At 71.7% G+C, this 14483-nt stretch carries 14 protein-coding genes; 13 read left to right on the top strand and 1 reads right to left on the bottom strand.

Going from position 1 to position 14483, the window contains the following annotated elements:
* Positions 1–43 precede the first annotated feature (43 nt).
* From DEJ24_RS05160 to DEJ24_RS05105, 12 genes are all read left to right on the top strand, one after another.
* Positions 44–397: a histidine triad nucleotide-binding protein gene (locus DEJ24_RS05160; protein WP_110903144.1), complete on the top strand. Its 354-nt coding sequence runs from the start codon at positions 44–46 to the stop codon at positions 395–397.
* Positions 387–1430 (top strand): PhoH family protein, encoded by a 1044-nt coding sequence (locus DEJ24_RS05155; RefSeq protein WP_375334558.1) that lies wholly within the window; start codon positions 387–389, stop codon positions 1428–1430. The genes DEJ24_RS05160 and DEJ24_RS05155 overlap by 11 nt, the downstream gene beginning before the upstream one ends.
* Entirely contained in the window at positions 1427–1888 is a 462-nt protein-coding gene (ybeY, locus tag DEJ24_RS05150) for an rRNA maturation RNase YbeY (RefSeq protein WP_110903145.1), read from the top strand. The genes DEJ24_RS05155 and ybeY overlap by 4 nt, the downstream gene beginning before the upstream one ends.
* Positions 1889–1893: 5 nt before the next feature.
* On the top strand, positions 1894–3216 hold the full coding sequence (locus tag DEJ24_RS05145) for a hemolysin family protein (protein ID WP_111077591.1): 1323 nt from the start codon (positions 1894–1896) through the stop codon (positions 3214–3216).
* Positions 3213–4151 (top strand): GTPase Era, encoded by a 939-nt coding sequence (gene era / locus DEJ24_RS05140; protein ID WP_111077590.1) that lies wholly within the window; start codon positions 3213–3215, stop codon positions 4149–4151. Before DEJ24_RS05145 ends, era begins: the two co-directional genes overlap by 4 nt.
* Positions 4152–4207: 56 nt before the next feature.
* Entirely contained in the window at positions 4208–5419 is a 1212-nt protein-coding gene (locus DEJ24_RS05135; RefSeq protein WP_146245933.1) for a sensor histidine kinase, read from the top strand.
* A 13-nt stretch (positions 5420–5432) separates the two neighbouring features.
* On the top strand, positions 5433–6131 hold the full coding sequence (locus DEJ24_RS05130) for a response regulator transcription factor (protein WP_258374730.1): 699 nt from the start codon (positions 5433–5435) through the stop codon (positions 6129–6131).
* A 108-nt stretch (positions 6132–6239) separates the two neighbouring features.
* Positions 6240–6989 carry an ABC transporter ATP-binding protein gene (locus DEJ24_RS05125; protein ID WP_111077588.1) on the top strand — a complete coding sequence of 250 codons (750 nt, stop codon included), beginning with the start codon at positions 6240–6242 and terminating at the stop codon, positions 6987–6989.
* Positions 6986–8392 carry an ABC transporter permease gene (locus DEJ24_RS05120; protein ID WP_111077587.1) on the top strand — a complete coding sequence of 469 codons (1407 nt, stop codon included), beginning with the start codon at positions 6986–6988 and terminating at the stop codon, positions 8390–8392. Before DEJ24_RS05125 ends, DEJ24_RS05120 begins: the two co-directional genes overlap by 4 nt.
* Before the next feature lie 283 nt (positions 8393–8675).
* On the top strand, positions 8676–10445 hold the full coding sequence (gene leuA / locus DEJ24_RS05115; RefSeq protein WP_111077586.1) for a 2-isopropylmalate synthase: 1770 nt from the start codon (positions 8676–8678) through the stop codon (positions 10443–10445).
* 248 nt (positions 10446–10693) lie between these two features.
* Positions 10694–11539 (top strand): DNA repair protein RecO, encoded by an 846-nt coding sequence (recO, locus tag DEJ24_RS05110; RefSeq protein WP_111077585.1) that lies wholly within the window; start codon positions 10694–10696, stop codon positions 11537–11539.
* Positions 11536–12336 (top strand): isoprenyl transferase, encoded by an 801-nt coding sequence (locus DEJ24_RS05105; RefSeq protein WP_111077584.1) that lies wholly within the window; start codon positions 11536–11538, stop codon positions 12334–12336. Before recO ends, DEJ24_RS05105 begins: the two co-directional genes overlap by 4 nt.
* A 20-nt stretch (positions 12337–12356) precedes the next feature.
* On the opposite strand, the gene DEJ24_RS05100 is transcribed toward DEJ24_RS05105, so the two are convergent.
* Positions 12357–13307 carry a LysR family transcriptional regulator gene (locus DEJ24_RS05100; protein ID WP_111077583.1) on the bottom strand — a complete coding sequence of 317 codons (951 nt, stop codon included), beginning with the start codon at positions 13305–13307 and terminating at the stop codon, positions 12357–12359.
* 71 nt (positions 13308–13378) lie between these two features.
* Between DEJ24_RS05100 and DEJ24_RS05095 the strand changes: the two genes are divergently transcribed.
* Positions 13379–14483 (top strand): aminotransferase class V-fold PLP-dependent enzyme (locus DEJ24_RS05095; protein ID WP_111077582.1); only part of this gene is annotated, 1105 nt, incomplete at its 3' end.

Genomic DNA, 14483 nt, shown 5'->3' with positions numbered 1-14483 from the left:
TCGGGAAGGCGCGGCGTCGGTCGCGCGTTCTACGATGGTGCCCATGACCAGCACCGAGCCCAGCGTCTTCACGAAGATCGTCACGCGCGAGATCCCGGCGACCATCGTCGCCGAGGACGACCGTGTCATCGCCTTCGAGGACAATGCGCCCAAGGCCCCCGTGCACGTGCTCGTCGTCCCGAAGACCCAGGCGTACGCGAACGTGGGCGAGCTCGCGGCCGCCGACCCCGACCTGCTCGCGCACGTCGTCACGACAGCGCAGCGCATCGCCGACGAACGCGCCGGCGGCCAGTTCCGACTCGTGTTCAACACCGGCGAAGCCGCCGGCCAGACCGTGTTCCACGTGCACGCGCACGTACTCGCAGGAGACCTGCAGGAAGGCACCCTTGCCAGCTGACGAACCAGCCACCACCGAGCCGGACTCCGTCTCGACCTCCGAACTCACCGTCGACGGCATCGCCATGGTGCAGTTGCTCGGCCCGCAGGACCGCCTGCTGAAGACCGTCGAACGCCAGTACCCGTCCGTCCGCGTCCTGGTGCGCGGCAACCAGGTCACGCTGTCCGGACCCGAGCGCGACGTCACGCGTGCCCGGGCCCTGGTCGACGAGCTCGTCGGCATGGTCCGGCGCGGGCAGGACATCGGGCAGTCGGACATCCCGACCTCGGCGCGCATCATCGACGAAGAGCGCAGCCCGTCCAACGTGTTCGGCACCCCGATCGTCTCGAGCCGCGGCAAGTCGGTGCGCCCGAAGACCGACGGGCAGCGTGCGTACGTCGACGCCATCGACGAGAACACGATCACGTTCGGCATCGGCCCGGCCGGTACCGGCAAGACCTACCTGGCGATGGCGAAGGCCGTCCAGGCCCTGCAGCGACGCGAGGTCTCGCGCATCATCCTCACCCGTCCCGCGGTCGAGGCCGGCGAGCGGCTCGGGTTCCTCCCCGGCACGCTCACCGACAAGATCGACCCGTACCTCCGCCCGCTGTACGACGCGCTCAACGAGATGATGGACCCCGAGCTGGTCCCGAAGCTCCTGGCCGCCGGCACGGTCGAGGTCGCCCCGCTCGCCTACATGCGCGGCCGGACGCTCAACGACTCGTTCGTCGTCCTCGACGAGGCGCAGAACACCACTCCCGAGCAGATGAAGATGTTCCTGACGCGTCTGGGCTTCGGTTCGAAGATGGTGATCACGGGGGACATCACCCAGGTCGACCTGCCGGGCAACGTCTCCGGCCTGCGCCTGGTGACCCGGATCCTGCAGGACGTCGACGACATCCACTTCGCCCGCCTCGGCAGCGAGGACGTGGTACGCCACACCCTGGTCGGCCGGATCGTCGACGCCTACACCGTCTACGACGAGGAACGACTCGTCGAGCAGGCCGCGAAACGCCCCCACCAGCAGGACGACCGCCGAGGAGGCACCCGGTGAGCATCGAGCTCAACAACGAGTCCGGTGTGGCGGTGGACGAGGACGTCGTGCAGCGCCTCGCCGCGTTCGCACTCGACGCCATGCACGTGCACGCGGACGCCGAACTCGCGATCGTCTTCGTCGACGAGGGCGCGATGGAGCAGCTGCACATCCGGTGGATGGACGAGCCCGGCCCGACCGACGTCCTGAGCTTCCCGATGGACGAACTCCGTCCGGGGACCGAGGACGAGCCGACGCCCGCCGGGCTCCTCGGCGACATCGTGGTCTGCCCGCAGGTCGCCGAGGAGCAGGCGAAGACCGCCGGCCACTCGACGCTCGACGAGATCCTGCTGCTGACCTGCCACGGCATCCTGCACCTGCTCGGCTTCGACCACGCGGAGCCGGAGGAGAAGGCCGAGATGTTCGGTCTGCAGGGCGAGATCCTGACCGCCTTCGCCGCAGCGCGTCGGGGGCGGTGACCGCAGTGCTGCTCGTCGCCGGACTGCTCGCGGTGGCGTTCCTGCTGGTGGTCCTCGGCGGACTGCTCGCGGCCGCCGACTCTGCGCTGTCGGTCCTCTCGCGCGCCGACCTCGAGGAGATCGCCCGCGGCAGCAAGCGCCGCCGTGCGATCGAGGCCCTGGCGGACGACCCGGGTGCGCACGTCAACGCGCTGAACTTCTTCCGGGTGCTCGCCGAGACGGCCGCCGCGGTGCTCGTGACGATCGCCCTCGTGACGGTGTTCGACACGTGGTGGGTCGCCCTGATCGTGTCCGCGGCCGTGATGACCGCGGTGTCGTTCGTGCTCGTCGGGTCCAGCCCGCGCAGCGTCGGACGCGCCCATGCCGAGGGCATCATCGCCGCCACCGGCGGGTTGGTCCGCGGGGTCCGCATCGTGCTCGGGCCGCTCGCCGGCCTCCTCGTCGCGATCGGTGACCGGGTCACCCCGGGCCGCGTCCGCAGTGCGTCCAGCGTCTCGAGTGAGGAGCAGCTGCTCTCGCTGGTCGACGAAGCCACCGAGAGCAACGTGCTCGAGGCGGACGACCGCGAACTCATCCACTCGGTCTTCGCGTTCAGTGACACCCTGGTGCGCGAGGTCATGGTGCCCCGGACCGACATGGTCACCGCGGACGCCGCCGACACGATCGCGGCGGTCATGGAGCAGTTCCTGGCCACCGGCGTGTCCCGCATGCCGGTCATCGGTCGGGACAGCGACGACGTGCTCGGGGTGGCGTACCTGCGCGACGTGGCCCGGGGCCTCTACGAGCGCCCCGAGGTCGGTGTCCGCCCGGTCCGCACGATGCTCCGGCCGGCCGAGTTCCTGCCGGAGTCGAAGCCCGCCGACGAGACCCTGCGGCACATGCAGCTCGCGAAGAACCACCTGGTGCTCGTGGTCGACGAGTACGGCGGCGTCGCGGGCCTCGTCACGATGGAGGACCTCATCGAGGAACTCGTCGGTGACATCTCGGACGAGTACGACCGTGCCGTTGTCGACCGCGCGGAGATCGAACCGGGGCGTTGGCGCATCTCGGCTCGACTGCCCATCGACGAGCTCGGTGACCTGTTCGGAATCGAACTCGACGACGACGACGTCGACACCGCCGGTGGCCTGCTCACGAAGGAGCTCGGGCACCTGCCCTCCGCCGGGGACGCCGTCACGGTGTCCGGGGTCCTGCTCACCGCGGACCGCGTCGAGGGCAAGCGCCGACACCTCATCACCGTGGTCGCCGAACGGACCGCCGACCTCGCGTCCGCCGAGCAGGCCTTCGGCGACTCCGACCACTCCACGACGGGAACACGAACCACATGACCGACTCCGGACCCGACACCGCGCCCGAGGCGACGACCCCCTACCGCGCGGGCTTCGTCTCCTTCGTCGGTCGCCCGAACGTCGGCAAGTCGACGCTGACCAACGCCCTGGTCGGCCAGAAGGTCGCGATCACCTCGTCGAAGCCGCAGACCACCCGGCGGGCCATCCGCGGCATCGTCCACCGTCCGCACGGGCAGGTCATCGTGGTCGACACCCCCGGTGTGCACCGCCCGCGGACCCTCCTCGGCGAGCGACTCAACGACCTCGTCCAGTCCACGCTCGGCGACGTCGACGTGATCGGGTTCTGCGTGCCCGCGAACGAACCGATCGGGCCGGGCGACCGATTCATCAACGACACCCTCGACCAGTACCCCCGGGCGAAGAAGGTCGCGATCGTCACGAAGATCGACCGCTCCGGCAAGGAGAAGATCGCCGAGCAGCTCCTCGCGGTGTCCCGGCTCCGCGAGTGGGACGCGATCATCCCGACCTCCGGTACCGAGGGGCTGCAGCTCGAGGACCTCCTCGACGAGGTCGTGTCGCTGCTGCCCGAGTCACCGCAGCTGTACGACGACCTCGCCGTCACCGAGGAGACCGACGAAGAGCGGGTCGGCGAGCTCATCCGCGAGGCCGCGCTCGAGGGCGTCCGTGACGAGCTGCCGCACTCGTTGGCCGTCGTCATCGAGGACATGGTCGAGCCCGACGCCGACGACGACCCGGACGGCCCCCTGCGCATCTTCGCCAACCTGTTCGTCGAGCGGGACAGCCAGAAGTCGATCGTCATCGGCCACAAGGGCAGCCGACTCAAGGACGTCGGCACGCGCGCCCGTGTCGAGATCGAGGGCCTGCTCGGTCGCCACGTCTACCTGAACATCCGCGTGAAGGTCGCCAAGGAGTGGCAGCGCGACCCGAAGCAGCTCGGCCGACTGGGGTTCTGACCCGGGTCATCCCACGGTCGGACGCGCCGGGCAGGCGCGCGCCGTACCGTGGAGTGGTGTTCCGTCCCGTCCTCCGCACCCAGCTCGTCGTCGACATCGGCACGGCGGTCCTGCTCGGCGCGCTCGTCGCGATCCTGTCGGCGCAGGGGGTCGACGACGTCGCGGCACTCGTCACGACCGCGGTCCTGTCCCTGGCGCTCGCCCTGCGCCGGGTCGCGCCGGGGCTCGCCCTCGGGATCGCCTGGGTCGGTGCCGTCGTCCAGATGGCAACGATGCAGACCGCCGGGATGGCCGACCTGTTCATCTCCGGAGTGCTCTACACGACGAGCGTCTACGGCACCCGGCGCATCCGGATCGCCGGCCTGGTCTCCGCGATCGTGGGCTCGGTCGTCGCCGGCACCTACATGGGCTTCCGCATCTACGGCGTGCCGGGCGTCGGTGGCCCGGAGACCCTGGACGAGGCCGTGCAGTACGGCGCGATGCTGTTCGTCGTCGTCCTGGCGGTCCTGCTGCTGCCCTGGCTCGCCGGCCTGGCCGTCCGGGCCCGCCGCTCTGCGCGGATGAGCCGGGAGGCGCAGCTCCTCGCCGAACGGGACGCCGCGCGGGCAGACCGGAACGTCGCGATCGAGCAGGAGCGCGTCCGGATCGCCCGCGACATGCACGACATCGTGGCGCACTCGCTCGCGGTCGTGATCGCCCAGGCCGACGGTGCCCGGTACGCCCTCCGCGCCGACCCGGCCGTCGCCGACGAGGCCCTCGACACGATCGGCTCGACCGCCCGACGCGCGCTCGGGGACGTCCGCGAGCTGCTCGGCGCACTGCGGCACGAGCAGGGCACCGCTCCGACGCCGGACGTCGACGACATCGAGCGGCTCGTCGGGCAGATGCGCGACGTGGGGCTCGAGGTGCAGGTGGAGCGTGAGGGCGACCCGTCCACCCTGCCGACCACGACGCAGCTCGCCGTGTACCGGATCGTGCAGGAGAGCCTGACGAACGCGTACAAGCACGGGGCTCCCGGCTCGACCGTCCGTGCCCGGTTGACCTACCGCCCGGACACCGTCGAGATCGACGTGGTGAACCGCCGCTCGGAGGACGACCGACCCGGCCCGGGCACCGGTCACGGACTCGTGGGGATGCGCGAGCGTGCCACGATGTCCGGCGGGAGCATGACGGCCGGACCCCGGGGCGACGACTTCGCAGTGGCGGTCCGGATGCCCGCCCAGCCGTCGACCGGGCAGATGCCCCGGAACACGATCCCGACCCGATGACGACGAGCAGGCGATGACCGACATGAGCACGAACACGAGCACTCCCGACGCGGCGCGCATCCGCGTCGCCCTGGTCGACGACCAGGCGCTGTTCCGCACCGGCATCCGGATGCTGATCAGCTCCCAGCCGGACCTGCAGTTCGTGGGAGAGGCCGGCGACGGCGCCGAGGGCATCGAGCTCGTCCGCCGGAACCGCCCGGACGTCGTGCTCATGGACATCCGGATGCCCGTGAAGGACGGCATCAGCGCCACCGCAGACATCGTCTCGAGCGGCTCCGACGCGAAGGTGCTCGTCCTCACCACGTTCGACTTCGACGAGGCGGCCGCGAAGGCCATCCGTGCCGGGGCGAGCGGCTTCGTGCTCAAGGACGCCGACCCGGAGTTCCTGCTCGCGGCGATCCGGACCGTGCATGCCGGCACGACGGTGTTCGCCGCCTCCGCGACCCGCGAGCTGCTCCGCCGGTACGAGGACCCGGCCGACCTGCGGTCGACGGTGCCCCCGGCCTTCGCCGGCCTGACCCCGCGAGAGCGCGAGATCTTCGACCTCGCAGCGCGGGGGCTCAGCAACGCCGAGATCGCGGCCCACGAGTACGTCAGCGAAGCGACCGTGAAGACCCACATCTCGCGGGTCCTCACGAAGCTCGAGCTGCGCGACCGGGTGCGGCTCGTCGTGTTCGCGCACGAGCACGGCCTCGTCACCAGGGGCGACTGAGACATCATCCGCCAGAGGGAGATCGGCCGCGGATCCGCACCGATGGGATGACGGACGCGCGCCGGTCGACGGACGCGGTACGGGCCTCCCGGACGCGATCGTGGGGTCATGACCAGCCACGACCCGATCATCCGTCTCGACCACGTGTCCAAGCACTACGGCGACGCCGCGCGCCGGGTGACCGCCCTCGACGACGTCAGCGTCGACATCGGCGCCGGCGAGTTCACCGCCGTGATGGGCCCCTCCGGTTCCGGCAAGTCGACGCTCATGCACGTCGCCGCCGGTCTCGACCAGGTGTCCGCCGGTCACATCACGATCGACGGGACCGACATCACCGGCCTCGGCGACCGCGAGCTCACCGAACTCCGTCGCCGTCGGCTCGGCTTCGTGTTCCAGTCGTTCAACCTCGTCCCGACGCTCGACGTCAGCGAGAACATCCGGCTGCCGTTCCTGCTCGGCGGGCACAAGCCGGACCGCGAGGAGTCGGCGTGGATCGACCGTCTGGTCGAGATGCTCGGGCTCGGCAACCGGCTCACGCACCGCCCGCACGAGCTGTCCGGCGGACAGCAGCAGCGGGTCGCGATCGCTCGGGCGCTCGCCTCGCGCCCGGCCGTCGTCGTCGCCGACGAACCGACCGGTGCACTCGACTCCCGCACCGGACGCGACGTGCTCGCCATCCTCCGCGGCGCCGTCGAGGAGTGGGGCCAGAGCGTCGTGATGGTGACGCACGACCCCGTCGCCGCCGCCAACGCCGACCGGATCCTGTTCCTCGCCGACGGCCGCGTCGTCGACGACCGGCCACGCATGGGTGCCGCCGAGATCTCCGCCACGATGCTCGGCATGGAGGCGGCAGCGTGAACGGCACCGTGAACGGCGTCCGGCAGTTCGCGCCGACGATCCTCGTCGCAGCACTCGGCACGACCTTCGGGTCCGCGCTCGTCATCGCCCCGGGCATCGTCGCCGAGGCGATGGCCGCCACGGGGCTCGACGACCTCCGATCGGTCAAGTCGGTCCTCTCGGTGATCGGCTGGCTGTTCCTCGGCATCGCCCTGTACGTCGGTGCGATCGTCACCGCCAACACCTGTGCGACGCTCATCGCCGGCCAGACCCGCGTGATCGCCCTGCAGCGGCTCGTCGGCGCGACCGGTGCCTCGCTCCGGGCACGGATCACGCGGACCGGGCTCGTCGTCGGCCTGCTCGGCGGCGTCATCGGCGCGGTGGTCGGCACCGGGCTCTCGGCGGTGTTCGTCGCCGTGCTCCGCGGGAACGGGTTCCTGCCCGATCGCTCGTACACCCTGCTGCCCTGGGAGCTCGTGCTGCCGGTCGTCGCTGTCGTCCTCGCCACCTGGGGTGCGTTCGCAGCGGGTTCGCGACGCGTGCTCACGGTGACCCCGCTGCAGGCGCTCTCCTCGAGCGTCGAGGTCAGCCACGAGGACGTCCGGTCCGGCACCGCGCGCAAGGTCTGGGCGGTCATCCTGATGTCCGGGGGAGCGCTGCTCGCGCTGCTCGGGCTGGCGCTCAGCGGCACCACGCCGGTCGCCGTCTTCCCGGCAGCGCTCGGCGGGTTCGTGTCCTTCGCCGGGGTCTCCATCGGCGCCACGATCGTGATGCCGCCGGTCCTGCAGGCCATCGGGCGCGTCGGGTCCGCCGACCCGGTCGTCCTGCTCGCGGGGCGCAACGCGATGCGCGCGCCGGCGCGGTCCGCACGTGCCACGATCGGCCTCGTCATCGGCGTGACCCTGCTCGTCACCTTCGCGGTCGCGCTCGGGATCATGCAGCACGTCACCGAGTCCACCCTCTCGGGGCAGAGCGGCATCACGCCCGCCATGCTCGAGCAGCAGCGCACCTTCTTCGCACAGCTCAACGCCGTGGTCAGCGTCGTGGTCGGCTTCTCCGCCGTGATCGCCGCCGTCGGGGTCGTCAACGCGCTCGCCCTCGGCGTCCTGCAGCGCCGCCGGGAACTCGGACTGCTGCGCGTCCTCGGTCTGACCGGGGCGCAGGTCCGCCGGATGATCGTCACCGAGGCCGTCCAGATGGTCGTCGCCGCCGTGGTCACCGGACTCGTGCTCGGCACGTTCTACGGCTGGCTGGGCGGGCAGACGCTGCTCGGGATCCTGGGCTCGGTGGTCACGCCGGTCCTGCCGCCGCTGACGATCGCGATCGTGGTCGTCGGAGCCCTGGTCCTCGCGGTCGTCGCGACGGTCGCGCCCGTGCGTCGCGCGATGCGCGTCCCGCCGACGGAAGCGCTCGCGGTGGACTGACGCGGTCGCGGTCGGTGACGACGGGAGAGACGGGAGGGACGGGAAGGACGGGAAGGACGGGAGGGACGGACGGACGGGAGGCGCGGTGCCAGCCGGCACCGCGCCTCCCGTCCGTCCGTGCTCCCGTCACACTGTGCGCCACCCGGGGCCCACGGTGCTACCGTGAACCCGATGTACTCGGCACTCCTCCTCCTTCGTCGCCGCGACGAGGCCTGACAACCGGCCCACCTCGTCGCGGAGTCCGTCGTGGCCGCACCGCAACCACACCGACGAAAGCGAACCGATGCAGAACGCACAGCGCCCCTCCGGGATGCCGATCCACAAGTACGTCCCCTTCTCCGAGCAGATCACCGTCGACCTGCCCGACCGCACCTGGCCGACCAAGCAGATCGACCGTGCGCCGCGCTGGTGCGCCGTCGACCTGCGTGACGGCAACCAGGCGCTCATCGACCCGATGGACGCCGATCGCAAGCGGGCGATGTTCGACCTGCTCGTGCGCATGGGCTACAAGGAGATCGAGGTCGGGTTCCCCAGCGCATCGCAGACTGACTTCGACTTGGTCCGCAGCCTGATCGACGAGGACGCGATCCCCGACGACGTCACGATCCAGGTCCTGACCCAGGCCCGCGAGCACCTCATCGACCGCACGTACGAGGCGATCGACGGGGCGAAGCAGGCCATCGTGCACCTCTACAACTCGACGAGCATCGTGCAGCGCGAGGTCGTCTTCCGCACCGACGTGCAGGGTGTCGTCGACATCGCCGTCGCCGGAGCGCACATGTGCAAGGCGGCGGAGGGCCGGCTGCAGCACGACACGACGGTCTACTACGAGTACTCGCCGGAGTCCTACACGGGCACCGAGCTCGAGGTCGCGGTGCAGATCTGCAACGCCGTGCTCGAGGTCTTCACGCCGACGCCCGAGCGCAAGGTCATCATCAACCTGCCCGCGACCGTCGAGATGGCGACGCCGAACGTCTACGCCGACTCGATCGAGTGGATGTCGCGGAACCTCGCGCACCGCGAGGACGTCATCCTGTCGCTGCACCCGCACAACGACCGCGGGACCGCCGTCGCCGCTGCCGAGTTGGGGTACATGGCCGGTGCCGACCGCATCGAGGGGTGCCTGTTCGGCAACGGTGAGCGGACCGGCAACGTCGACCTCGTCGCCCTGGGCATGAACCTGTTCACGCAGGGCATCGACCCGGAGATCGACTTCTCGGACATCGACCAGGTCAAGCGCACGGTCGAGTACTGCAACCAGCTGCCGGTGCCGGAGCGCCAGCCGTGGGCGGGCGACCTCGTCTACACGGCGTTCAGCGGCTCGCACCAGGACGCCATCAAGAAGGGGCTCGAGGCCCTCGAGGCCCGTGCAGCCGCCGAGGGTGTTGGCGTCGACGACGTCGTCTGGGCGGTGCCGTACCTGCCGGTCGACCCGAAGGACATCGGCCGTTCGTACGAGGCCGTGATCCGCGTCAACTCGCAGTCCGGCAAGGGCGGCGTCGCGTACCTGCTGAAGACCGACCACGCGCTCGACCTGCCCCGCAAGCTGCAGATCGAGTTCAGCGGTGTCGTGCAGCAGCGCACCGACGCCGAGGGCGGCGAGTTCACCTCCGACCGGATCTGGGACCTGTTCCACGACGAGTACCTGCCCGCCCACGTCGACGACGACAAGTGGGGTCGGTACGAGATCACGAAGACCGCCACGTCGAGCGACTTCGACGGCACGACCAAGCTGTCGGTCGCGATGCGCGTCGACGAGGGATCGATCACGTCCGAGGCCGTCGGCACCGGTCCGATCGACGCGTTCCTCACGGTGATGAAGGAGCAGGGCGTCGCGGTCACGCTGTACGACTACTCCGAGCACACGATGAGCGCCTCGGGTGACGCGCAGGCGGCGTCCTACGTCGAGCTCGACGTCGACGGCGTCCGGCTGTGGGGCGTCGGGATCGACGCCGACATCGCGACGGCCTCGCTCAAGGCGATCGTCTCCGCGGTGAACCGTGCGGTGCGCGCGGGTGCCGCCTCGGGCGCGCCGGAGCTCGTCTCCGCCTGACCCGACCTGACCCGACCCGGGACGGGAGGCGCAGTGCGGGCCCGCACCGCGCCTCCCGTCCGTTCCCTGGTCGCCGCCAGCGTCGAGGTCGCACGTCCTGCCGTCCGGACGCCGTCGCGGCGGCAGTTCCCGCGACCTCGGCGATCACCACGCGGCGGGTTGTGCGACCTCGGCGACCTCGGCGAGCGGGCGAGCGGGCGAGCGGGCGAGCGGGCGGGGGTGTCGGCGGCGCGGGGGATACTGGGGGCATGCCGCTGTACCGGGACGAGTGCGTCGTGTTGCGCACCCACAAGCTCGGTGAGGCCGACCGCATCGTCACGATGCTCAGCCGGGAGCACGGCAAGATCCGCGCCGTCGCGAAGGGCGTCCGGCGCACCGCGTCGAAGTTCGGCTCGCGCCTCGAACCGTTCATGGTCGTCGACGCCCAGTTCTACGAGGGCCGCTCGCTCGACATCGTCACGCAGGCGGAGTCCCTCGGCGCGTACGGCGCCCGCATCGTCGCCGACTACGGGGCGTACACCGCCGCGAGCGCGATGGTCGAGACCGCCGACCGACTGAGCGAGGCGGACGCCGGCCTGCAGCAGTACCTGCTGCTCGTCGGTGCACTGCGGTCGCTGTCGCGCGGTGAGCACCAGCCGAGTGCCACTCTCGACTCGTACCTGCTCCGCGCGATGAGCATCGCCGGGTGGGCGCCGTCCTTCAGCGACTGCGCCGTCACCGGGGAGCCCGGACCGCACTCGGCGTTCGTCGTGCAGCTCGGCGGGGTCGTGGCGGACTCGGCCGCGCCTCCCGGCACGCCGCGTCTGGACCCGGCGACGCTCGCCGTCCTCGGGCAGCTGCTGGCGGGGGACTGGGGCAGTGTCGACGTGACGGACGAGCGGACGAGATCGCGGGCCTCCGGCGTGGTCGCGGCGTACGCGCAGTGGCACCTGGAACGATCGCTCCGTTCGTTGCCGCACGTCGACCGCACCGAGCACCCGTCGCCGCTCGCGCCGCACCCCGGTGGTGTGCCGGCGGCGGTCGCAGCGGTGCCGGCGCCCGCCGTGCCGACGCCGGACGACCACGACCCCGTCCCCGGAGGAACCCGCGCATGAGCCCTCGCCGTCCCGCCGCCGAACCGGGTCCGTTCCTGCCCGTCGACTGGACGGGCGAGCAGCCCCCGGCGATCCCGAAGCGCTTCGTGCCAGGCCACGTGGCGATCGTGATGGACGGCAACGGCCGCTGGGCGAACCAGCGCGGACTCACCCGGGTCGAAGGGCACAAGGCCGGTGAGGCCTCACTGCTCGACGTCGTCGCCGGCGCGATCCAGATCGGCGTCACGCACGTCTCCGCGTACGCGTTCTCGACCGAGAACTGGAAGCGCTCGCCCGAAGAGGTCCGGTTCCTGATGGGCTTCAACCGCGACGTCATCCGCCGCCGTCGGGACCAGCTGCACGAGTGGGGTGTCCGGGTCCGCTGGGCCGGCCGGACCCCGAAGCTCTGGCGCAGCGTCATCGACGAGCTGCAGACCGCCGAGGAGATGACTGCCTCGAACGACGTCCTGACCCTGACGATGTGCGTCAACTACGGCGGCCGGAACGAGATCGCCGATGCGGTGCGCGGGATCGCGGACGACGTGGCGGCCGGACGCCTGAAGCCGAGCCAGGTCACCGAGAAGACCCTGGCGAAGCGGTTGTACGTGCCCGAGTTGCCGGACGTCGACCTGTTCCTCCGGAGCTCGGGCGAGCAGCGGACCAGCAACTTCCTGCTCTGGCAGTCGGCGTACGCCGAGATGGTGTTCCTCGACCGGCTCTGGCCCGACTTCCGGCGCACCGACCTCTGGGGTGCGATCGAGGAGTACGCCAGCCGCGATCGTCGCTACGGCGGCGCGGTCGACACGCCGACCGCGTAGGCACGGGGGTCGGTCGCGCGTCAGGCGAGGAGGTGCCCCGCCGACCGCACCGCTTCCAGCGCCGCCCGGACGCTCGGCACGCGCTCCGCCCCGCGGGCCACGACCACCTCCACGCGTCGGGCGAGGTCGTCGTCCACGGGGTCGACCGACACCCCCGCGGGGATGACCGTCGTCGCGAGCGCCAGTCGGGGGAGCAGCGCCACCCCGAGCCCGGCGGCGACGAGTCCGACGACCGCGGCCGCGTTGTCCGTCTCCAGGACGATCTCCGGCGTGAACCCCGCGGTCGCGCACGAGGCGAGCAGGTGGCCGCGGCACCGCGGACACCCGCCGATCCAGCGGGCGTCGCGGTGGGACGCGAGGTCCACGGCGGTGGAGCCGGCGGGGCGGACAGGATCCGGGCCTCCCGGCAGGCCGGCACCGTCCGCAGCGACCGGCGTCACCAGGGCGAGCGGGTCACGCCCGAGCGGACGGGTGACGAGCCCCGGGTCCGGGACGGCCCCGACCTCGTCGCCGTCGTAGGTGAAGGTGAGTGCGACGTCGACCTCGCCACCGCGCAGCAGATCGAGTGCCTCGGGCGGTTCGACCTCGACGTACGAGGTCGTCACGCCGGGAGCCGTCACCGCCATCCGGGCGAGCACCGCGGGCACCAGTGCGGACGAGGCACTCGGGAACCCGGCCAACCGCACGCGCCCACGGGTGAGCCCGCCGACGGCGTCGAGGTCCTCGCGGGCGGCGGTCAGTGCGGCCTGCACGTGCAGGGCGTGGTCGGCGAGCACCTGCCCGGCGTGCGTGAGGGTCGCGCCGCGTCCACCGCGCAGGACGAGTGCGTGCCCGAGACGCAGTTCCGCCCGGGTGAGCAGCTGGCTGACGGCCGGTTGACTCGACCCGAGCGCGACGGCAGCGCGGGTGATCGACCCGCTGTCGGCGACGGCTCGGAGGACTCGGAGCAGCTGCGGGTCGATGTCGTCCATCACGCGATGTTACCGGTGGCACAACGAACCTGCTCTGGCGTGATGGCTCCGGTGGAGGGAACCTGTCGGACATGGACTCGTTCCCCACGGACTCGTTCCCCGCCGGCCGCGGGTACCTCGCTGCGTGCACCGCCGGCCTCCCGTCGCGCGGCACCCTCGCCGCGCAGCGCGCAGACCTCGACGCCTGGTCACGCGCCGAGACCTCGCCGGCCCACTACGGCGCCCTCGTCGAGGAGGGGCGCGCGCTCTTCGCGGACCTGGTCGACGTCCCGGCAGCGCGGGTCGCGACCGGATCGCAGACCTCGGTGATGGCCGCCGTCGTCGCCGACGCCCTGCCCGACGGCGCCGAGGTGGTCGTCCCCGACGGCGACTTCAGCTCCGTCGTCTTCCCCTTCCTGGCACAGGCACACCGCGGCGTCCGGGTCCGGAGCGTCCCCCTGGTCGAACTCGCCGCGTCGATCGGCCCGGACACCGCGCTCGTCGCCTGGTCCGCCGTGCAGTCCGCCACCGGTGTCGTCACCGACCCCGACCCGGTCGTCGCCGCGGCCCGACGCGTCGGCGCACTCACGCTCTGCGACCTCACGCAGGCCGCCGGCGTCCTCCCCGTGTCCGCCGCCCCCTTCGACGTCACCATCACCCATGCCTACAAGTGGCTCTGCGCACCCCGCGGGGTCGCCTTCATGACGCTCTCCGACACCGCGCTCGGCCGACTGCGGCCCGTGCAGGCCGGGTGGTACGCGGGGCAGGACGTCTGGTCCTCCTGCTACGGGCCCGCCATGCGGCTGGCCGACGACGCCCGCCGTTTCGACGTCTCGCCGGCCTGGCCGGCGTGGCCCGGCGCGGTCGCCGCCCTCCGGCACACCGCCTCGCTCGACGCGCACTCGACCTGGAGGCACGCCACCGGTCTCGCAGACCGGCTCTGTGACGCGCTGGGGGCGCCTCGGCAGGGGCAGCGTTCGGGTGGGCAGGCGATCATCACCTTCCCGGACGCCGACGGCACCGGGCTGCGTGCGCTCACCGCCGCAGGACTCACCGCCTCGGGGCGGGCCGGACGGCTGCGGATCGCGTTCCACCTCTGGAACGACGAGGACGACGTGGGCGCCGTGGCGGCGGCGCTGGCGGGGGTGGAACCGGGCGCGTCGAGCGAGGCGGTGTGCCGGAGGGCGGCGACCGCGC

The organism is Curtobacterium sp. MCPF17_001 (assembly GCF_003234615.1).
Taxonomy (GTDB): domain Bacteria; phylum Actinomycetota; class Actinomycetes; order Actinomycetales; family Microbacteriaceae; genus Curtobacterium.
Note: the sequence above shows the minus strand (reverse complement) of the source record. Positions and strands in the feature narration are given on the sequence as shown.